This window comes from Alteromonas sp. MmMcT2-2 (genome assembly GCF_022348305.1).
GTDB lineage: Bacteria > Pseudomonadota > Gammaproteobacteria > Enterobacterales > Alteromonadaceae > Alteromonas > Alteromonas macleodii.
Map to the genome: position 1 here is coordinate 1 of NZ_JAKRFA010000055.1, position 21,192 is coordinate 21,192.

A 21,192-nucleotide genomic window follows, 5' to 3' on the forward strand; every position below is an offset into this window, starting at 1 on the left:
TACTTCAACGAGAAGCCGGATATACGGACGCAAACCATTTTAGTCAAAACAGCATGTTTACTCTTGCAATAATGGGGGAGACCATATACAGGCCCTAGTTATGTGTGATTAAAAGGTAAGGCTCTGGTGGTTTTCAGAGCCTTTTTTATTTACATATAGTAACCATCAAAAGCTAGCCCTAATTTTATCGCTTGCTTATTGTTTTCTAGTGCTTACTCGTTTTCAACTGACACTGAAAAAGCAATGGGGGCCATCTGCTTTTTAAAGTCTTCCAGTGCATCTAAAGGTAGCTCAACATTTATTACCACACTGCTTCCATAGTTACAGTTCGCAATTTTACCTTGAGCTTGCTCTACCAAGTGACGTACAAACTGCTCGTGTTTGAAATCGATGTCTACGCTAAGCGGTTCCAGCTTTATCTCTTGTCTTACCTCAAGAGCATCTATGGCTTGCTGTGCTGCAGCCGAGTAAGCCCTTACCAATCCACCCGCACCTAATTTAATTCCGCCAAAATACCGCGTGACAATAATCATAATGTCGCCGATATCTTTGTGCTGGAGTACATTTAATATGGGTTTACCGGCAGTGCCGCTAGGCTCGCCGTCATCAGCCATCGCCGCACTACTTGGCGAGTTAGGGTTGCCAAAAACATAAGCCCAGCAATGGTGTCTGGCGTCGGGATACCGTTGTTTCACACTATCTAAAAGCGCCATTGCACTTTCACGAGAATTTGCAAAGCCGGCACAAGCAATGAATTTGCTTTTCTTAATTTCGTACAGGGTTTCAACCTGTTTAGCTGGAACGGGATAAGTCATCAGCGCATTGTAAGCTAAGACAATTTTTTATTTAAGCCAAATAAGGTAAGCAGTGTGTTTTATCGCTTAATAAAACGAAATTTTAGACGACGATAGGCTCAGATAGAACGCAGTGGTCAAAAATACTACTATTTGGCGAATTATCTTGAAAGGTCGTATTTCGTTTACTGTTCTAGCGGGTGCTTATTTCTGGGTTTGTAGTTAAGTTTTTGAATTTAAATAGCTTTGTAAAGTTGGCGCAGTGATTGTAATAGTGAATATGAGTGTGGCCAAGGCGTAACGCCACAACAACGTAACTTCGTCCCAATAAGGAAATCATGCTATGAAATCACGTATTACTGCTATCGCTATTGTTGCTCTTACCTCTGTGTTCACCGGAAGTGCTTTAGCTTCTGTAGAATTTAAGCCTACCGACGATTCGGTCACCTCTAACCTTTGCGTTGCTGCCGCTACCGGGAACAAGTGGAAGCTACATGAACAAATTAAAGAATCTGCGCTAGATAAAAAGTACGTAGCACAGGACATGACGTGTAACGGACTATCTGTCGCTGCGTTTGTTGATCAATATGGCAAGAACGGGGACAGCATCAAGAAATACCTGAATATTCAACAGCAGCAGATTGCTAGCGTGGTGCACGCAAAATAACCCCCACAATTAAACGGTGCTAGGCTTGTACGTATGCGTACGCGAAAAATCGTTTGTGTGAAAAAGCGGGTTTAAAAAAAAGGGCTGTTGATGATACAACAGCCCTTTTTACTAATTTAACATGACTGCTAGCGTAGAATACCTGATACAGTTTCAGATACATTCAATGCGCCTTTTTGAATTTCATCAATAATGCTTTGCACTTGCGCAATCTGTTGACTATTTTGGTCAACACTGTCTTTAACGCCTGCCATTTTCTTCGTGGATTTGTCAGCAAGCTTTCTGTTCTCTGCCACTACACTTTCAATTTCCACAGTCGAATCGCTGGTACGTTGCGCTAGCTGCCTCACTTCATCTGCTACTACAGCAAATCCTCTACCTTGATCGCCTGCACGTGCAGCTTCAATAGCGGCATTTAGTGCTAAAAGGTTGGTTTGCTCAGCAATGCCACTAATCGTTGTCACAATGGTTTCAATTTTTAGCGATTGCTCACTCAGTTCGTGCATAAGTTGATTGGTTTGCTCAACTTCTAACATGGCTGTATTGAAAATCTCAACGCTTCGTTGAAGTGACGAGGCACCTTCATGGGCAATTTGAGACGTCTCTTCTGCCGTTGATACTGCGAGTTCCGCCGCCTGTGCGATTGCATTCTTTTCGTTAATTGCATCGGTAATGTTAGATGCAAATTTAATAACTTTTACTACTCGGCCCGAAGCGTCAAACACGGGGTTGTACGTTGCTTCCAACCACAATGCGTTACCGTGCGCATCTACGCGCTCAAACTGGCCTGAAGAGAAATTACCCCGGGCAAGGTTATCCCAAAAATTAGGATTTTCTTGATAAAACTTATCGCGACAGAACATGCGATGGTGTTTACCTTGAATGTCGGCCAAACTGTATTTCACTGTTGCAGTAAAATTCTCATTTGCCGTGATAATTGTTCCATCAGGATGAAACTCAATTACCGCCATCGACTTGTTTAGTGCGTCAGTCACTGCTTTTCCAGCAAAATAGGCGTTTTCATGTTCAGTGATATCGTGGTAAATGGCATGAATTTCTGTAACGCCATGCTTATTCACCGCTACGTAGCTTGCCTTAAGCCACTTCGTTTCACCTAACGCCGATTTTCTTGCAACCGTGTCGCTAAAGCTGCCGCCATTGACCAAGTGTTGCCAAAACGATTTGTACTGTGACTCAGGTTCAACACCTTCAACGCGCATTGCCGCATGGGAAAACGACGTTGCGGTTGAATTTGGGTAATCCAAAATGGAAAGTAATACGGGAGAGGCAAATGTGCACTGTCCATCGGTACTATAAATGGCATAGGCCATTGTGCTTTTGAACGCATCCAGCGTACCAAGCAAGCCTTGGCTCTCGTCCCTAAGAGCCGAAATGTCATTATTGTATCGAGAACTTGATACGAACATAACGTCTCCGAAAATTACAAGTATAATTAAGAATTAGTGTAGTCTATGTTAACTATATTTAACATTTATGTCGTTTAGACATTAGGCGAAGCCTATGTCTAAGGCATTATCAATTAGACTTAATTTATCTATAAGTGGTTGTTTTCATTGTTACAGTACGGTAACTATTTCCATCTAACAAGAAACATACGAACTAATAAGACCACTCGATGCCATTAGAACGCTTTATCCCATTTCGCAAACATGATGTTAGTAGATTGTGTGAAAACGTAATTGTGCAAGAGAGGACTCTTTTTCGTACGTTCTCAACATTGCTCGTTAATCGCATACACTATCAATATCATGAGCAACTTGAGGGTCTGAAAGATAGCTATAACGATTTTGACCCAAACAAAGACACCCGCGATCTTACACTTTCAAGTGAAGCTACGAGAAAGCAAAGCCAAAAGGCGTTTTCGAGTGCGTTTGCCAATCTATTAAACGCAGCCAATTTTGAAAAAGTCACAAACGAAGATTTAGAAGCAGCATTAAACGAAGAGTCGCTGTTTAAAGTGCGCCTTGCGGTTAGCTTCGAAGACTTTGAAAATGTGGTGTTTTATCGACGGGGCGAGTCGGTAAAAACTGAAACGCTGCGTACTTTTTTCGGGTTGCGAAAAAAGCAGGTGTCATTTACCAACTACGACAAAGTGGCTGTTTATATCACTTTTAAAGATGAAGCCTACTTCAAAGAGAAAGGGCAAACGCCAGTTACCTTTAAACCTGGTTCCACCATAATAAAGCTTTTCCAAAACGTACCTAAAGCAGACTTGGAGATGCTGTTTCCCAATAGCGAAGTCAAAATGCGTCCGCTAGATAAGTTGATTATTAGTGCATCGGCGGCAATAGGTGGCACCGTGGTGCTAGTGACTAAGTTAGGCGCGTCGTTACTTCTCATGGCATCTTTTCTGGCCTTTTGGCTAGGCTTTAAAGACGATGAAGTGGAATTGACTAAGCAAAGCCTAATCACTTTTGGTATTGGCATGGGTGTATTCGGCAGCTTTATCTTTAAGGAATGGACAAAGTTTAAAAACAGAAAAATCAGGTTTATGAAAGCCTTGTCTGACAATCTTTATTTTAAAAATTTAGACAATAATGCAGGCGTGTTTCATACGTTAATTGATGCAGCAGAGGAAGAGGACTGCAAAGAAGCTTTGTTGGCTTATACATTTTTGCTGAAATGTAGTGAAGTGTCTGTAGAAGGTGGTGCTGCATTCTGCGCGGTGCGTGCAGAGCGCGAGATTGCCGCTGGTGGAATGACATTAGCAACGCTCGATAGTGTAATAGAAAGTTACTTTTCAGAAGAGCTTGATTGTGCGCTCGATTTCGACGTTACTGACGCTATTAATAAGCTGGTGGACATGGAACTAGTCGAACAATACGGCGATATTTTTGTAGCGCGGCCGCTTAACGATGCTGTGAAAACACTCGATGATTACTGGGATAATATTTATCAGCCTGTTTAATGTGCGCTTACGTCGCCCTTATTTAGAGCAAGTTAGCATATTCCACAATGCGCGCTTTATGACATCAGTTTTCTCGATGAGCAGTACGCAGAAATAACTATTTCAAACGAACAATTACGCTATCAATCCATTGTCATAAAACCACAAAATCTCTATAGTTGCTGTACGGTGCGTTGACCAACCTCGACACTCCATAGCAGCAGCGCCATTGCGCCGAATGCGTTTCTCTATCTCCAATGCAACAAGCCTGGTTCACTTCTACATGAAAATATTGCATACATCTGACTGGCACCTAGGTCAGAGTTTTTTTACGAAAAGTCGCAAAAACGAACACGCCGCTTTCCTTAAATGGCTTCTTCAACAAGTAGAAGTGCATCAAATAGATGCGATTATTGTCGCGGGTGATGTGTTTGACACGGGCACGCCGCCTAGCTACGCCAGAGAGCTCTACCATGCGTTTATCGGTGAACTTCAGGGGATGCAGTGTACATTGGTGGTGCTGGGGGGAAATCACGATTCAGTGTCGGTATTAAACGAAAGTAAGGCGCTACTTAAATACTTAAATAGCCACGTAATTGCCAGTACATACGGCGAATTGAGTGAACAAGTCATTACGCTTAACGATCGCAAGGGGCAGCCCAGTGCCGTACTGTGTGCCGTACCCTTTATTCGCCCACGCGATGTGCTTGTTAGTGAGGCAGGGCAAAGCGGCACTGACAAGCGTCAAGCGCTTGGCGATGTGATAAAGCAGCATTATAGGACGCTTTATAATGAAGCCTTGTCACTGCGCGCTTCAATGGAAGAAAAGCGAATAAAAGACGGCAGTGAAAACAGCGCTGCCATTCCTATTATTGCTACAGGGCACTTAACCGCTTTAGGCGTGAGTCAGTCAGAAAGTGTACGTGATATTTACATTGGTACCCTTGAAGGCTTTGACGCCAAAGGGTTTCCGCCTGCCGATTACATTGCACTTGGGCATATTCACAGGCCACAGAAAGTCGCTAAAACAGAACACATTCGCTATTCAGGCTCACCCATACCGCTAAGTTTTGATGAACTAAACACGCAAAAGCAAGTGGTGTTGGTAACGTTTGAATCTGAAAGCACAACACCAACTATCTCAACGCTTCCGGTGCCGCGCTTTCAGGCCATGGAAGTTATAAAAGGCGATTTACAAGCGATTGAGGCGGCCATTAATAAAAGCGAGGCCATCGCGTTAGCTTCTCACACAGATGATGCCGTTAGCGAATTGGATGAAGTAGATAAAGCCCTTAGCGAAATGAATAAAGCCGTTAGCGCAATGGATAACGCCATTAGACCTAAAGACCCCGTGTGGTTATGCATTGAAGTTGAAACAGAAGACTATCTGACTGATCTACAGCAGCGTATTCAGGGCTTGTTAGAAGGGAAAAACGCTGAAATTTTACAGTTGAAACGCAAGCGTAAGCGCACAGTAAATAGCCTAACAGAAAAGCAAAACGTCCAGCTTAGCGAACTATCGGTAAACGATGTATTTGAAGCGCGTTTGGCACTGGAGAGCATAGAAGATAATCCAACAAGTGAGTCGGCACCAACTGAGTCGGCACAAGCAACCCTGCTAGATGACGACCAAAGCACCCGAGCAATGGAACAAGCCGGTTCAGAAAAAAGCGCTTCACGCATAAACCGGATAAGGCAGCTGTTCAATGAAGCAGTAGAGCAAGTGCACACCAATGATGAAGATGCTGAAGCACCAGTAGAGACCTCATTGGCAAACACAACAGAAAATAAAGGCGTGTAATACAATGAGAATACTGACCTTACGCCTTAAAAATCTAAACGCCCTAAAAGGGGAGTGGAAGATAGATTTCACTCAGTCGCCGTTTATCGACAATGGCCTATTTGCCATAACTGGCCCAACAGGGGCAGGTAAAACCACCCTACTTGATGCTATTTGTTTAGCGCTTTATCACCAAACCCCTCGCTTGGGGCCAATTTCAACGTCTAACAACGACATCATGACCCGCGGCACGGCGGAGTGTTTGGCGGAGGTTGAGTTTGATATTAAGGGGAAAGCATACCGTGCGTTTTGGAGTATGCGTCGGGCCAGAGGGAAAGTTGACGGTAACCTGCAAAGTGCTGATGTTGAGCTGGCCGAAGTTGAAAGCGGTAAGGTATTGGCTACCCAAGTTAGGCCGAAAAGCGAAGAGATTGAAAAGCTGACTGGCCTTAATTTTGCCCGTTTCACCAAGTCTATGATGTTGTCGCAAGGGGATTTTGCTGCGTTTTTAAATGCTAACGAGGCCGACCGAGCCGAGCTGCTTGAAGAGTTAACTGGCACTGAAATTTACGGGCAGATATCACAGGCAGTACATCAGCAATTTAGTGACGCTAAACAAAAGAAAAAAGAATTCGCGATAAAGCTGGAAGGCGTAACCTTGCTTAGCGACGAGCAAATCGCCCAGCTTGAAGAAGGGCAAGCACAAACCAAGAGCCAAGTTTCAGCGTTTAACCAAACACTTGCTGAACTGCAAAAGCAACAGCAGTGGCAACAAGCGTTTAACGCCAATGAGCTCTCCATTAAAGAAGCCAGCGCAGCGCAGCAGACCGCGGATAACGCCATTGATGAGGCAAAACAAGAGCTTGACCTTCTAACCCAAAGTGAGCCAGCTGAAAAGCTTCGCCTGCCATTTTTGCAAAGAAACGGGCTTCAGCAAGACGTAACCCGTTATAAAGAAAGGCTTGAAGAGAAAGCTGCCCAGTTGCCAGACTTAAAAACGCAAAAGGCACAGCTCAGTTTGGAAGTAACCAACGCTGAACAAGCGCTAGCGCTTACAAAGCAACAAAGCAGTGAGCTTGAAAAGCGCATAAATGAGCAGGTAGTTCCGCTAGATAACCAAATAGCGCAGCTCACTACTGAACAGCAAAAAGCAAACGAAAACGCGGCACGTTTAAGGCAGTCAATAAACGCGTTAACGCTAAAGCGCACAGAAATCGAAAACGCTTCGGCAGATAACAAGACCAAGCTTGGTGAACTGGAAACCTACTTACGTGAACATCAATCACTTAGCGGTATAGCGGAATTTATAAGTGGCTGGAGTGAAACGGCGCGCCATATTGAACATGATAAAAAGCAGTTAGAAACACTGACACAAAGCGTAAATAATCATCGTCAGGCGCTTTCATCCCTAGATGACGCTATCGCAAAAACAAATGAGTCGTTAAGCGCGTTAACGCAGACCTTCGATGACAAAAACGCGCAAGTAGCCAAGTGCGAAAAGGCACTTCAGGCCGCGCTATCTGACAAACCAAGTGATACTAATAGTGCTAATGCAACCAGTAAAGCAAGTCTTCAGCAAGAGCGTGATACCAAGCTTCATCATTGGGATAACGTATTACAGATAGGGCATATTCAACAGCAATATTTGGCACTAGAACAAGAGAAAGTATCGCTGGGTGCGCAAAAAGAGGACTTAGCGAAGCAACTAGCACAGCAGCAATCTGACCGCCAAGCCTTGGTTGATGCTTACAAGCAAACTCGTAGTAATTTAAAAGTCATAGAGGCGCTTATCGCCTTGGATGCTGAAGTGGCGCACCTGCGCGCACAGTTAAAAAGTGGCGAGCCATGCCCTGTTTGTGGGGCAAACGAGCACACCACGTCTAGCGTGGTTATTGATGTACCTGAAACTATCCAAAAGCGAGATAGCTTAAAGCAGCAGTTAGATGATATTGAGCTGCAAGGGGCGCGGGCAAAAGAAAGTGTTACACAAACTGAATTCACTCTTGCTCAGGTTAATAAGCAGCTAGAACAGGCAAGCGGGCAACGAGATGCGCTGCTAGAAAAGTGGCAGCAGATTTCAAGCGTACTTAGCGCTGATATACCGAGCTTTGAAAAGGTCGACATTAATACTTCGCAAAGCGTCGCTCAATTTACCCAGGAGTTTAAAACTCGTCTCGATGATATTAGTGCCCAATTAACCCGTTTAGAAGAGTGCGAGCAAGCTTTGAATACTGCATTGCAGGCTAAAAATGATTCGCAACAGTTGCTACAAGCCAAACAGTCAGAACTTGCAGTTTCTCTGCAGCAGCGCGAAACCTTGGAAAAACAATTCACCGAACGCAATGTAGAGCTGGAGAACAAAACCCAAGGGATTAATAATAGTATTTTAGCGCTAAGCGAGACTATGACGGCGCACGGTGCTGACATTCACAACCTGTCTATTGATGGAATTACCACGTGGTTAAATGAAAAAGCCGAAGCGCTTAAAACTTATAAACACAATCATCAGCTACACGCCAAACTTAAAGATGAGTTGCAAGGGGTAAGTAGCACCTTGCTTGTGGTCAATCGTGATATCGAAAGCGCTGAAAATCAGCTTAAGGGCGTATCTGAAGAGCTTGTGCAGCTAGATAATAGTTTAAAGGCGCTGCGAGACTCGCGCTCAACCGTATTCCCAGAAGGGGATATTGCTGAAACCAGAAATAAGGCAAACGCCGTCCAAGAAAAGGCTGAGCGAAACGTAAATGAATGCAAATCTCGTCTACAACAAACGGACACTACTTTGTCTCGTTTAGAAGCAGAAATTGCCCAGCTTAATGAACAACTAAACGAGAAAGAACTGGTACTAACAGAGGCAACAGAGCACTTTAACCGTCAGTTGGCGAGCAGCCTATTTGCCGATGAGCACGCGTTTAGCAATGCCCTTTTAGACGAAGATACCCGCAACACCTTGCTTGAACTGCAAAAGCGATTAACTCAGCAAAAACAACAAGCGGACTTAAAACTAGAAAACGCGATAGCTACCGAACAATCGCTAAAAGCCCATGCTAACGCAGCACAGTGGCAGAGCGAGTTAGAAGAGCACGGTGCACAGTGGCTCGATTCGAAAATTACTCAGCAAGCTCAGCAGCGTGACACGCTGTTATCTTCTTTAGGGCAAATTGAACAGCAGCTAAGCGCTAACAATCAAGCCCGCGAAAGGCAGCAGCAGCTTGTGGATGAGATGGCCGCGTTTGAGGCCTATTACGACGATATTACTTACCTGCACTCGTTAATTGGTTCGGCCAGCGGCGACAAATTCAGACGTTTTGCTCAAGGGCTTACTCTGGACAACTTAGTGCAGCTTGCTAATCAGCAGCTTGATAAATTACACGGTCGCTATCAGCTAATTCGAAAAGAAAATGAAGGGTTGGGTTTAAGTGTACTAGACACCTGGCAAGGTGACGTAGTGCGAGATACTAAAACCTTGTCTGGCGGAGAAAGTTTCTTAGTGAGCCTTGCACTGGCATTGGCTTTATCTGACTTGGTCAGTCACAAGACCAGTATCGACTCGCTGTTTTTGGATGAAGGCTTTGGCACCCTGGATGCTGAAACTTTGGATGTGGCCCTTGATGCCCTAGATAACTTAAATGCCAGCGGAAAAATGATTGGAGTGATAAGCCATATAGAAGCCATGAAGGAGCGTATTCCTACTCAGCTTAAAGTGATTAAACGCAACGGTGTGGGCTTAAGCGCACTTGAAAAACCTTATGCGGTAGGGTGAACTCACCGCTTAGGAATTAGTAGCTAAAACGTTTACTTACAAGTATATGCGCGGTAAATGCTCGCAAGATCATGGTTTTATGGTACTTTATCGTTATTAAAAGTAGATATGGACATCATATTTAGTGAAACGATTTGCGATATTCCCTCTTTTGGCCTCTTTCTGTTCGTTTGGTAGTACCTTTCAGTGTGAAAGTGAGTTTGCATGGCTAAAAAGCACGTTTGAAAACAACGATGCCGGTTTTCAATATACCGTAGAGAATAAAGGGCTGGACCTTTATTCCGCCCACAATAGTGCGATTTTGGCGCGAGTACAAAGAGCGAAAAGCGAAGCGCAATGCCACACAGTGCTTAGCGACTGGCTTACATTTTTTCGCAAGGGGCATGTTGGTCTTGCGCTAAATACGAATGGCTCAGATGAAGCTGTACGCGAATCGGTAGTGCATGATTTCGACTTATCGGCATTTAAACAACATTTGAAAAGCCAACGTGACGAAACTCTTGAGGGAATTTGGCAATTCTCAAGCTATACGGTTGCGTTAAAAAAAGAAGGTAATGTCCATAAAGCTTATATCGTTGAAAGTACCAACCCTTCATGGAAGGCGGGACAAGTAAAGTTCATCGTTAACGACCCTGCGGACAACAATACTGCAAAAGTGACGTTTTTTATGGGCGATCACTCCGCCCGACAAATCGATACCATGACACTCTTGGGTAACAATGAAGTGGTGTTGGGCAATAGCTTTATCGTTATGTCGCGAGAGGAACCGCGACAAGAATCGTCGCCTGAAATAACACGCTATGTTCGCCTACTAAGTACAAAGGCTCCGCTATTCGAAAAAGTTTCAGAGAACACTGTGTTAGTTCGCATACCGGCTTTCGATCATGCCTTCAAAAAAGACATCGACGCAGTTATCGCTAAGCACCTGGATACGATTTTAAAAACTGAAAACCTCATTATCGACATCCGAGGAAACGGTGGTGGTAGTGACGTAAGCTATGCGTCTTTGCTCCCTATTTTATACACCAACCCTATTCGCACTGTAGGCATGGAATACTTATCTACCGAGCTTAACAACTCTAGAATGCTTGGCTTTTTGCAAAACCCTCATTTTAGTGAAGAAGAAAAGCAGTGGGCCAAAGACGGGTACGACATTCTTCAGCAACATATCGGCAGCTACATCAATATTGAAGAAGACGTAACGGTGGAGACATTCGATAAAATTGAACCCTTGCCGAAGAGTATTGGCGTACTTGTTGATTCAAGTAATGGCAGCACCGCTGAGCAGTTCTTACTGGCGGCTAAACAAAGCAAAAAAGTAAAGTTGTTTGGGCAAACCACCGCAGGTGTACTCGATATTTCTAACATGTATCAAACTGATTCGCCGAGCGGTACTTTTACTTTGTACTACAGCCTGACTAAAAGTTTACGCATTCCGCATATGGCCATTGATGGGGTAGGCATTCAGCCAGACTATTATATTGATGGAGAACTTCCTCTTTACCAGTGGACGTCTTATACGCAAAAGATACTTGAAGGCATGTAAACCCTTATAAACGGCAAGCATACGGTTATTTGCGAGTAACTAAGACCAAACTGGTTCATTTGTCTGGGGTTTTCCATTATGGTGCGTCGTCAAAATAATAATGGACCAGCATTTATGGATTCAACGTCACGCCCGAGCCTGTTTCAGCGCTACATGAATGGCAGTTTGGTACTGCAAATTATCATTGGTATCGTATGTGGTATTGCGATAGCGAGTTTTTCACCTTCAGCTGCTCAATCAGCAGGGCTATTGGGTAACTTATTTGTAAAAGCCCTAAAAGCAATTGCTCCTTTATTGGTTTTTGTTTTGGTCATGGCATCCATTGCCAACCATAAGCAAAACGAGTAAACCTTTATCAAACCCGTGCTTGTGCTTTATTTGTTGGGCACACTACTGGCCGCGCTCACCGCCGTGTTGGCAAGCTTTGCTTTTCCTACAAGCTTAAGCTTAGTGACTTCAGAAGTTAGCCAAGCTGCGCCGAAAGGTGTATCGGAAGTCCTTACTACTTTGCTTTATAACATGGTAGATAATCCTGTAAACGCATTAGTAAATGGAAATTACATTGGTATTCTCACGTGGGCTGTAGGTCTAGGTTTAGGTCTACGTCATGCTAGCGAGGCAACAAAAGCGCTACTACAAAATATGGCAGATAGCGTAACAACCGTGGTGGGTTTTGTTATTAAACTCGCGCCCTTCGGTATTTTCGGCTTGGTAGCTAATACCATTGCTACAACGGGCTTTGAAGCCTTGCTTGGCTACTCTCATTTATTAACGGTACTGATTGGCGCGATGCTATTTATCGCACTAGTGACCAACCCCTTGTTAGTATTTCTGGCAACCAAAAAGAATCCCTATCCTTTGGTGTTCAAATGCCTGAAAGAAAGCGGTATTACGGCATTTTTCACCCGTAGTTCGGCGGCGAATATTCCGGTAAATATGGCGCTGTGTAAACGCTTAAAGCTTGATGAAGACACCTATTCGGTATCTATTCCGTTAGGCGCCACGATTAATATGGCTGGGGCTGCAATCACAATAACCGTGTTGACACTAGCTGCGGTTAATACCTTGGGAATTGCTGTAGATTTCCCTACTGCTGTATTGTTAAGCGTTATCGCTGCGGTATCAGCATGTGGAAGTTCAGGTGTTGCAGGTGGTTCGCTACTGCTTATTCCGCTTGCCTGTAGCCTGTTTAATATACCCAATGAAGTGGCTATGCAGGTGGTTGCGGTGGGCTTTATTGTTGGCGTACTGCAAGACTCTGCTGAAACAGCATTAAATAGCTCCACCGATGTCTTGTTTACCGCCGCTGCGTGTGAAAGGGCAGGCGGCCAGTAAACATAAAAGAGTCAAACGTTAAAGCGTTAACTCGTTAAGTGTGCGAGCTTATTGCATCTACTGCTTCAAAAATTAGCCGTGCAGCCAGCTTTGCTGTGCGGCTATCAATATCATAATTGGGGTTCATTTCCGCAACGTCACACAGTTTCCATTGATACCCATAAGTACTTTGGTGTTGTGCTAAAAAGTGCAGCGTGTTGATAACAAGTGTGGGAGAAATTCCCAATGCACTGGGCGCGCTAACGCCAGGTGCTTGTGCTGCTGGAAATGCATCTAAACATACAGTGACGTAAAGCTCATCGATGTCTTTTAGCATCGGAGATAGTAGCTCATCTATTCGCTGCATACACAGTGATTCATCATTTAACGCCACATCGGTTAGATAGCGCGTGTTGGACGTATTGGCAAAGTTAAACAGCGCTGGTGTATTGGCTGCTTTCGATACGCCCAAACAAGCGTAATGAAACGGTGTATCGTGTAGCTGGCAGTGATCATACACTTGCCTGAACGGCGTACCTGAACTGGTGTTTGGTGAAGGCTTTCTTAAATCAAAATGGGCGTCGAAATTAATAATACCAATGCGGGACGTTTTCGACTTAGCATTGAAAACCCCTTGATAGCTACCCCATGCAATTTCATGTCCCCCTCCCAGCCCAATGACCAATCCATTATTTTGCTTGAGCGCATAACAAATGGCGTCGGCATATTGGGTTTGTGCCTGGGCTAAGTTCTTTTTAGCGGTAACATTCCCTAAATCAACCAATGCTGTGCTTGGCCAGTGCCAGGGTAAGTTTGACAGTGCCTGGCGAATCGCATTTGGACCAGCAGAGGCACCTACACGGCCTTTGTTAAATGCCACACCCAAATCACTCTCAAAACCAACAAGGGTAACGGAGTTGGCTAATGAATTATCTTCGCCCACTTCAAGTTCGTTAACTTTTTGATGCCAACGTAGGCCCTCAATGCCATCTTCACTGTCTATTCTGCCTTGCCACTTAAACATGTTTACCTTCCTTAAACACCGCAATGGGGCGGTGGCCATTAATACAATAGGCGAGCTCTGCCGGCGTTTCGATATCCCACAGTGTTAAGTCAGCAAGCTTACCTGCTTCAATAACACCTCGGTCGTGCAGCCCAAGTGCGCTAGCCGCGTGTGCAGTGGCGCCGCGTAGCGCTTCTTCTGGCGTAAGTTGAAACAGCACACACCCCATATTTATCGCGGTAAGGATTGAGGCTAACGGCGAACTACCTGGATTAAAGTCAGTGGCTAAGGCCATGGGCACATTGTGCGCCCTTAGGGCGTCTACCGGCGGCTTTTGAACTTCACTCAAGTAATAAAAAGCGCCTGGTAAAAGCACGGCAACGGTGCCACTTTGGGCAAGTAAGGGAATATCGCTGTCAGCTAAATATTCGATGTGGTCTACCGATAGTGCGCCGTATTTAGCCGCTAAAACAGCACCTTTACTGTCGCTAAGCTGCTCTACATGAGCTTTAATGGGTAAGCCGTGCTGCTGTGCGCAGCTAAACACTCGTTCTGTTTGTGAAGTTGAAAAACCAATAGTTTCACAAAATACATCAACGGCGTCAGCTAAGTTTTGCGAAGCAATGTGAGGAAGTGCCTCGTTGCAAATGAAATCGATATATCCTTCTGAGTCGTCAGCAAATTCATTGGGCAGGGCGTGAGCGCCTAAATAGGTAGTTTTAATACTCACAGGAAGATGCTGCTCAAGGGATTTAGCCACGCGTAACATGCGCACTTCAGTGTCTAAATCCAGCCCGTAACCTGATTTGACTTCAATGGTGGTAACACCTTCTTCGCACAATCGCTTTGCGCGTTTTATCGCAGTGTGAAGCAGGGTGTTTTCGTCAGAGCGTCGAGTTTTTTCAACCGTTCCTTTAATACCACCGCCGCGCTGCGCAATGTCTACATAACTTGCGCCTTGCAATCGCATTTCGAATTCTTCGGCGCGATTGCCGCCATACACTAGATGCGTATGACAATCGATGAAGCCAGGCAATAGCCACGGGTGTTTGGGCGTTGAACCTTCATTTTGGGGAATTAGGGTAGTGGCATCTATTGCGCTTTTGGCCTGCTCAAACACGTCGTCTAGTGAGTCATCGCAAGGAAGTAACGCAGCAATTTTGCCGTCTTTTATGGCAATGGCGTGTGGCGGTAATTCGCCATAGGACAACTCGTTGTCTTGCATAGACGCAATGCGAACATTGTAAATAAGCGTGTCGTACTGATAACCCATAACGTGCTCCACTCTAAGCCACCTCTTGTCTGGTTTTTCGTTTGATTGGTCGTCTAGTTCTTTGTCTGGCTTTTCCAGAATCTTTACTGAAACGCAGTGTAAATTTTCGAGTTCAGTGTACTTGTGCATACTTGTATATACAAGTATGCTGTTAGCATATTATTAACAATTTAGTTGTGAATGGCCACGATATGCAACCTCGGTACAGAGTAATTAAGACAGCAATTTTGGATGCCATCGAAAGTGGTGAGATGAAGCCGGGTAGCCAAGTGCCTTCAGAAAACCAACTTGCCCAGCAGCACGGTGTAAGCCGAATGACTGCGCGAAGAGCGTTAAGTGAAATGGTGGACGAGGGCATTTTAATGCGCAGCCAGGGGATAGGCACGTTTGTGTCAGATAGTCGCCCTATGAGCTCAATGCTTGAGATCAAAAGCATTCGCGATGAAATAGAGCAGCGGGGGCATAGATACACTAACGAGATATTGGTGTTGGAAACCTCGCCAGCCAGTGATGTTATTGCTCAACGACTGGGTATCGATGTGGGAGAGCCAGTATTTCATAGCATTATCGTACACTGCGAGAACAATCTACCCGTGCAGTATGAAGACAGGTGGGTTAACCCAGCGTGGATTAACGACTATTTAGATAAAGATTTTAAAGCTCAAACTGCAAACTTTTATTTGAATCAGGTCGCGCCCCTTTCACAAGCCGACCATAGCGTAGAAGCTGTGATTGTTGAAAAAGATATTGCACAAGCACTATTGATTAAGCCTAAAGAGCCGTGCCTGAAGATTACTCGACGAACCTTCTCTCGAGTGCCCAGCGCAATAACGAGTGATGAGAGCAATATTGGCGAGTCGTCAACGGCGAATGCCCAGTTAGGGAATGGCTTAAAGGCTACGTCAGATACATCCGTGAATAATAGTCCAAAAGCGAGTTCAAGCGCAGTGGTTAGCCACGCGGTGCTGTATCACCCAGGCAGTCGATACCGCTTGGGAGGACACTTGGAGTTCTAAGTGTCATCGCGCCAAAGGCGCTAGCAATTCACTATTTTCTAAAAAGATGACACTTCCTAATAAAAAACAAATCGGCAAACGTAAGAATATGCCTAGGAGAAGTTTATGAAACGCCTCGACCCTACAAGAGAAATACGTGCCCCAAGAGGCAGTACGCTAAATGCGAAGAGCTGGCAAACTGAAGCGCCGCTTCGCATGTTAATGAATAACCTGGATCCAGACGTTGCGGAGCATCCGCAAAACCTGGTGGTTTACGGCGGTATTGGGCGTGCGGCCCGTGACTGGGCGTCTTACGACAAAATTGTAGAAGTACTCAAGCGTTTAAATACTGATGAGACGTTGCTGGTTCAATCAGGCAAACCTGTTGGGGTATTTCCCACTCACGAAAATGCACCTCGTGTGTTAATTGCTAACTCTAACCTTGTACCGCATTGGGCAAATTGGGAGCACTTTAACGCTCTGGATAAAGAAGGTTTGATGATGTACGGGCAAATGACCGCAGGGTCATGGATATACATAGGCTCGCAAGGCATTGTCCAGGGGACTTATGAAACGTTTGTGAGCGTGGCCAAAACGCATTTTGAAGGAAGCGCTGAAGGACGCTGGATTTTGACTGGTGGCTTGGGCGGTATGGGCGGAGCGCAGCCTTTAGCTGCAACCATGGCTGGCTTTTCAATGGTAGCTGTGGAGGTGGATGAAACTCGCATAGATTTCAGAATTCGCACGGGCTATTTGGACAAAAAAGCGCATTCGTTAGAAGAAGCCATGCAACTCCTAGAAGAAGCCAAAGAAGCTGGGAAGCCTGTATCAATTGGCCTATTAGGCAATGCTGCTGAAGTCTTTCCCGATATGCTAGCGAACGGGATTATTCCCGACGTTGTAACCGATCAAACCAGTGCGCACGATCCGCTGAATGGCTATCTACCAGTGGGGTGGACACTAGATCAGGCTGAGGCGCAGCGTAAAAAAGACGAAGCGGGTGTTGTGAAAAGTGCTAAACAGTCGATGGCGCTGCAAGTTAAAGCAATGCTTGGTTTCCAACAAGCTGGCGCTGCTACTCTTGATTATGGCAACAACATTAGACAAATGGCGCTAGAAGAGGGTATTGAGCATGCGTTCGATTTCCCAGGTTTCGTTCCTGCCTATATACGACCGCTTTTTTGTCAGGGCATAGGGCCTTTTAGATGGGCTGCGCTGTCGGGCGATCCGGAAGATATCTATAAAACGGACGCGAAAGTTAAAGAGCTTATACCCGACAACCCCCATCTACATAACTGGCTAGATATGGCCAAAGAACGCATTCAATTCCAAGGCCTGCCCGCGCGTATTTGCTGGGTGGGGCTGGGTGAAAGACAAAAGCTGGGGCTTGCCTTTAATGAAATGGTTCGCAGTGGCGAGCTAAGCGCGCCAGTTGTGATTGGGCGGGATCATCTCGACTCTGGTTCGGTAGCTTCACCCAATAGAGAATCAGAGGCCATGCTCGATGGTTCAGATGCCGTTTCGGACTGGCCGCTGCTGAACGCCCTATTAAATACAGCGGGTGGTGCAACCTGGGTAAGCCTTCATCATGGTGGCGGTGTAGGAATGGGTTTTAGCCAACACTCGGGTGTAGTGATTGTTTGTGACGGTACGGACGAAGCGGCTGAGCGTATTGCTCGGGTTCTTCATAACGACCCTGCCACGGGCGTAATGCGTCATGCAGATGCAGGCTACGACATTGCAAAAGACTGTGCTGCCAAGCACAGCTTGGATCTTCCCATGGTCAATAGCGTGGCTAATAACCAAATCCCCGATAGAACAGGCACTCATTCAAGCTCGAACAAAAGCTTTGGCGGGGAGAAATAGTCATGTCGCATTCGTCTTTTTTTACTGAAAACGGTGGTGTTAAGCAACTTAATCTTGTGCCAGGTACATTGACGTTAGATCAGTTACGGGAAGTACATCGAAGCCACGTTCATTTATCGTTAGATGAAAGTGCTATACCCGCTATAAATGCCGCTGAGCGTGTGGTGCTTAACGTTATTAAAGAGAACCGTACGGTCTATGGTATCAATACTGGCTTTGGTTTGTTGGCTAATACCCGTATTAATGTTGATGAGTTAGAGCTATTACAGCGCAGTATTGTGTTATCGCACGCGGCCGGTACGGGCGACTTTATGCAAGAAGATACTGTGCGCCTGCTCATGCTGTTAAAAATTAACTCCTTGGCCCGTGGCTACTCTGGCATTCGCCTCAGCGTAATAGAAGCGCTCATTACCTTGTTTAATGCACAGGTTTATCCCGCCATTCCTGAAAAAGGCTCGGTAGGCGCCAGCGGCGACTTAGCGCCTTTAGCACACATGAGTGTGGTGCTGTTAGGGGAAGGGGAAGCGTTTTATAAAGGAGAGAGAATTAGTGCAGCCCAAGCCCTTGAAATTGCGGGTATGCAGCCAATTGCGCTGGCACCCAAAGAAGGCTTAGCACTGTTAAACGGCACGCAAGCCTCGACAGCGTTTGCACTTCAGGGGTTGTTTTATACTGAAAATGCGCTTCATAGTGCTATTGGTATTGGTGCGCTTACTGTTGAGGCCGCGTTAGGTTCCCGCGTGCCGTTCGACGCGCGGATCCACGAAGTGCGTGGCCACAAAAGCCAGAGCGATGTGGCCACTGCGTTTAGAACATTGCTAGACACCTCAGAGATTGGTCATTCACATCAACGATGTGAAAAAGTACAAGACCCGTACTCTCTGCGTTGCCAGCCACAGGTGATGGGAGCGTGTTTACAGCAAATGCGCTATGCCCAAGAGATTTTGGTGGTGGAAGCTAATGGGGTAAGCGACAACCCGTTGGTTTTTGTTGAAAATAATGATGACGATGATACGTCAACTGGCGATATTCTATCTGGCGGAAACTTTCATGCGGAAACCGTGGCGATGGCGGCAGATATGCTGGCTATTGCACTATCTGAAATTGGCGCACTGTCGGAGCGCAGAATGTCGTTAATGATTGATACGCATTTAAGTGGTTTGCCACCGTTTCTAGTTGAAAATGGTGGGGTAAACTCGGGCTTCATGATTGCGCAGGTTACCTGTGCGGCGCTTGCTAGTGAAAACAAAACCCTGGCGCACCCCGCATCTATCGATTCGTTGCCTACGTCTGCGAACCAAGAAGACCACGTGTCTATGGCTACCTTCGCCGCGAGGCGTTTACGAGATATTTTCGATAACGTGGCAGGTATATTGGCCATTGAGTGGTTAGCGGCCTGCCAAGGGTTAGATTTCAGGAAGCCGTTTAAAACCAGCGAAAAGCTCCAAGTGTTGATGCAGCTACTAAGAGACCAAGTGCCGTTTTACGACAAAGACCGTTATTTTGCGCCAGACATTGAAAAGGCAAAGCAACTTATTAAGCAGCACGACCTTATGGATAAGACACAGTTAAACCTGTTAGGCTAAAATGATCACAGGCTCGGTATTTCGAGTAAACAAATAAAGATCATCAATAGAGTAGAGGTGGGAATGATATGAAAACAAATGGACGTTGGTTAAGTTCATACGAGGCTCGTACTTCTATGAATCTTACTTCTATGAAAGGCAGATTTAAGAGCGGCTCTTTTGCGAAAAGCACTGTGTTGGGTTTACTCGCCGCGTCGGTGTTTACGTTGGCAGGCTGTAGCGACAGCGAAGTGGGCGATGTGTCTCTTGGTCTTTTTACCACAAAAGACATTAAAATTGATGCGCTTCAAGACCCCATCGTGACAGGTGTAACCTGCCATATTTCAAGTATTGAAGCGAACCTTGATTTGTCGGACCCATCAGACAGTTCAATCGCGTGCAGACAAACCGGCCCTATTACGGCTGAGATGTTAAACGCCATTGATAAGTCAGATTCAGGTGAAGTAATTTTTAAAAAATCTAAGAGCGTGTTTTTCAAAAACATGAAGCTTCGAAGAATTTACGATGCCGACTCAAAAACGCTGATTTATTTGTCTTACAGCACCAAAGAGACATCTGGCAGCTATAAACATAGTTTGTCTACGGTACCACTGTGGGAAACGCTAGCGTTTAAAAAGCCCGCGTAGCGAAACGCATCAACTCAATATTAAAAAGCCCTCTTACATGAGGGCTTTTTGATGCTAGCACCTTGTATTTAATCTATCCACGCGGTTGTAGAGTAGGCTATTAGCAATAGTCTAGAAAAAGCGTGTATAAACCAGCATGGCGTTAAGCGCGGTATCATCGTCTGTCAGCGGGCTATCGCTGATGCTATCGTCAAAGAAGGTGGCGCCAACTTCTAAACGGGTCATGCCGCCCAGAAACTGTCGGGTCGAGATGGCAACGCGTACTTCCGTATTGAGCGCACTATCGCCGTTATATGCACTTCGAAATGCTGTGGCTTCTTCAGGGCGCACGCCGTAGTAATAGTCGACGTAATTGCTGTCTTGGTAGTTTACGCCTATAGACGGCTCGATCATGACGTTATTTATTCTAAACCTTTTCCCGATACGGGCGGACGCTTGGTAGCCATCAAACTTACCAAGAATATCGGCATTGGTTGACAATGAATAAACCCAGCTACCCGTGTTGTAGTTAAGCCCAACTCCGGCCGCGTAGCTAAAATCTCTGTCGTCCATACCTGTAAATACGGCACTGTCATCTTCTTCATAACCTGCAAATATCGGGACAAGCTGAGCGTCAAGAGTAAAGCCACTTTCGCGAAAAAGTTCATAGCCAATAAATGGTCCGTAAACGCGTAACTTTTCACCGGTGTAGCCGATAATAGGAATAGGAACAACGCGATTATCAAAGTCGGTATATACATCTTGCGATGCTGCGACGCCAAAACCCCACATCCAACCCTGAGGCTGTTGAGCGCCAGCTTGTTGTGCAAAAGCAGGAGTAGAACTAACACCTATACAAGCTAGAGTTATTGCGCCAATAACGGTTTTTAAATTCATAGGTAAATTTCCTTTTTAATCAAGATACTGCTCTGCTGTGTTCTTCGATCATATTCGCTTGTGCCTATTGAGCTAACCTGTACGTTTTTGCAGCGGCTTCTGAGTGGGCAATTATCTATGCGGATTAATGGTATGGACCCTCTCCTCCCATAAAGGCTTCAAATGAGCCAAGATAGGGTTGTTCAAATCACTATC

14 protein-coding genes and 1 pseudogene are annotated in these 21,192 nt (G+C 45.5%); 10 read left to right on the top strand and 5 right to left on the bottom strand.

Annotation, left to right across the window (positions count from 1 at the left end; translation table 11 throughout):
- Positions 1–212: 212 nt before the first annotated feature.
- Complete coding sequence (locus MHM99_RS18905) at positions 213–815, bottom strand: YigZ family protein (protein WP_014978454.1); 603 nt, start codon at positions 813–815, stop codon at positions 213–215.
- A gap of 322 nt (positions 816–1,137) precedes the next feature.
- On the opposite strand from MHM99_RS18905, the gene MHM99_RS18910 reads away from it, so the two are divergent.
- A complete protein-coding gene (locus MHM99_RS18910; protein WP_014978455.1) occupies positions 1,138–1,461 on the top strand; it encodes a DUF3718 domain-containing protein in 324 nt (107 codons plus the stop codon).
- 128 nt (positions 1,462–1,589) lie between these two features.
- Here MHM99_RS18910 and MHM99_RS18915 read toward each other — a convergent pair whose 3' ends face one another.
- Complete coding sequence (locus tag MHM99_RS18915) at positions 1,590–2,888, bottom strand: PAS domain-containing methyl-accepting chemotaxis protein (RefSeq protein ID WP_049589029.1); 1,299 nt, start codon at positions 2,886–2,888, stop codon at positions 1,590–1,592.
- Between the two features lie 209 nt (positions 2,889–3,097).
- Between MHM99_RS18915 and MHM99_RS18920 the strand changes: the two genes are divergently transcribed.
- The 5 genes and pseudogenes from MHM99_RS18920 to sstT all read left to right on the top strand — a co-directional run bounded on the left by MHM99_RS18920 (position 3,098) and on the right by sstT (position 12,793).
- Positions 3,098–4,390: a TMEM143 family protein gene (locus MHM99_RS18920; RefSeq protein ID WP_239220297.1), complete on the top strand. Its 1,293-nt coding sequence runs from the start codon at positions 3,098–3,100 to the stop codon at positions 4,388–4,390.
- 262 nt (positions 4,391–4,652) lie between these two features.
- On the top strand, positions 4,653–6,170 hold the full coding sequence (gene sbcD / locus MHM99_RS18925; protein ID WP_239220298.1) for an exonuclease subunit SbcD: 1,518 nt from the start codon (positions 4,653–4,655) through the stop codon (positions 6,168–6,170).
- Positions 6,171–6,174: 4 nt separating this feature from the next.
- Positions 6,175–9,912 carry an AAA family ATPase gene (locus tag MHM99_RS18930; protein ID WP_239220299.1) on the top strand — a complete coding sequence of 1,246 codons (3,738 nt, stop codon included), beginning with the start codon at positions 6,175–6,177 and terminating at the stop codon, positions 9,910–9,912.
- 124 nt (positions 9,913–10,036) lie between these two features.
- Positions 10,037–11,458 carry a S41 family peptidase gene (locus MHM99_RS18935; protein ID WP_239220300.1) on the top strand — a complete coding sequence of 474 codons (1,422 nt, stop codon included), beginning with the start codon at positions 10,037–10,039 and terminating at the stop codon, positions 11,456–11,458.
- A 114-nt stretch (positions 11,459–11,572) separates the two neighbouring features.
- Positions 11,573–12,793, top strand: a pseudogene (gene sstT / locus MHM99_RS18940) (serine/threonine transporter SstT).
- 34 nt (positions 12,794–12,827) lie between these two features.
- On the opposite strand, the gene hutG reads toward sstT, so the two are convergent.
- Both hutG and hutI read right to left on the bottom strand, forming a co-directional pair.
- Positions 12,828–13,796, bottom strand: coding sequence for a formimidoylglutamase (gene hutG, locus MHM99_RS18945; protein ID WP_239220301.1), 969 nt, complete (start codon positions 13,794–13,796; stop codon positions 12,828–12,830).
- Positions 13,789–15,048: an imidazolonepropionase gene (gene hutI / locus MHM99_RS18950; protein WP_239220304.1), complete on the bottom strand. Its 1,260-nt coding sequence runs from the start codon at positions 15,046–15,048 to the stop codon at positions 13,789–13,791. Before hutI ends, hutG begins: the two co-directional genes overlap by 8 nt.
- Before the next feature lie 191 nt (positions 15,049–15,239).
- Between hutI and MHM99_RS18955 the strand changes: the two genes are divergently transcribed.
- The 4 genes from MHM99_RS18955 (at position 15,240) to MHM99_RS18970 (ending at position 20,121) form a co-directional block, all read left to right on the top strand.
- A complete protein-coding gene (locus MHM99_RS18955) occupies positions 15,240–16,064 on the top strand; it encodes a UTRA domain-containing protein (RefSeq protein WP_171337914.1) in 825 nt (274 codons plus the stop codon).
- Positions 16,065–16,169: 105 nt separating this feature from the next.
- Positions 16,170–17,909, top strand: coding sequence for a urocanate hydratase (gene hutU, locus MHM99_RS18960; protein WP_239220303.1), 1,740 nt, complete (start codon positions 16,170–16,172; stop codon positions 17,907–17,909).
- A 2-nt stretch (positions 17,910–17,911) separates the two neighbouring features.
- Positions 17,912–19,495, top strand: coding sequence for a histidine ammonia-lyase (gene hutH / locus MHM99_RS18965; RefSeq protein WP_049589036.1), 1,584 nt, complete (start codon positions 17,912–17,914; stop codon positions 19,493–19,495).
- A gap of 131 nt (positions 19,496–19,626) precedes the next feature.
- Positions 19,627–20,121, top strand: a complete 495-nt coding sequence (locus MHM99_RS18970) for a CreA family protein (RefSeq protein ID WP_230962271.1) — start codon at positions 19,627–19,629, stop codon at positions 20,119–20,121.
- Positions 20,122–20,232: 111 nt separating this feature from the next.
- Here the strand turns inward: MHM99_RS18970 and MHM99_RS18975 are convergent, their stop codons facing one another.
- A complete protein-coding gene (locus MHM99_RS18975; protein WP_049589038.1) occupies positions 20,233–20,997 on the bottom strand; it encodes a MipA/OmpV family protein in 765 nt (254 codons plus the stop codon).
- Between the last annotated feature and the right edge of the window lie 195 nt (positions 20,998–21,192).

Excerpts from the sequence above, each read along its gene's own strand:
- MHM99_RS18905 (WP_014978454.1), bottom strand. The coding sequence starts at position 815 with ATGACTTATCCCGTTCCAGCTAAACAGGTTGAAACCCTGTACGAAATT.
- MHM99_RS18910 (WP_014978455.1), top strand. The coding sequence starts at position 1,138 with ATGAAATCACGTATTACTGCTATCGCTATTGTTGCTCTTACCTCTGTG.
- MHM99_RS18915 (WP_049589029.1), bottom strand. The coding sequence starts at position 2,888 with ATGTTCGTATCAAGTTCTCGATACAATAATGACATTTCGGCTCTTAGG.
- MHM99_RS18920 (WP_239220297.1), top strand. The coding sequence starts at position 3,098 with ATGCCATTAGAACGCTTTATCCCATTTCGCAAACATGATGTTAGTAGA.
- sbcD (WP_239220298.1), top strand. The coding sequence starts at position 4,653 with ATGAAAATATTGCATACATCTGACTGGCACCTAGGTCAGAGTTTTTTT.
- MHM99_RS18930 (WP_239220299.1), top strand. The coding sequence starts at position 6,175 with ATGAGAATACTGACCTTACGCCTTAAAAATCTAAACGCCCTAAAAGGG.
- hutG (WP_239220301.1), bottom strand. The coding sequence starts at position 13,796 with ATGTTTAAGTGGCAAGGCAGAATAGACAGTGAAGATGGCATTGAGGGC.
- hutI (WP_239220304.1), bottom strand. The coding sequence starts at position 15,048 with ATGGGTTATCAGTACGACACGCTTATTTACAATGTTCGCATTGCGTCT.
- MHM99_RS18955 (WP_171337914.1), top strand. The coding sequence starts at position 15,240 with ATGCAACCTCGGTACAGAGTAATTAAGACAGCAATTTTGGATGCCATC.
- hutU (WP_239220303.1), top strand. The coding sequence starts at position 16,170 with ATGAAACGCCTCGACCCTACAAGAGAAATACGTGCCCCAAGAGGCAGT.
- hutH (WP_049589036.1), top strand. The coding sequence starts at position 17,912 with ATGTCGCATTCGTCTTTTTTTACTGAAAACGGTGGTGTTAAGCAACTT.
- MHM99_RS18970 (WP_230962271.1), top strand. The coding sequence starts at position 19,627 with ATGAAAGGCAGATTTAAGAGCGGCTCTTTTGCGAAAAGCACTGTGTTG.
- MHM99_RS18975 (WP_049589038.1), bottom strand. The coding sequence starts at position 20,997 with ATGAATTTAAAAACCGTTATTGGCGCAATAACTCTAGCTTGTATAGGT.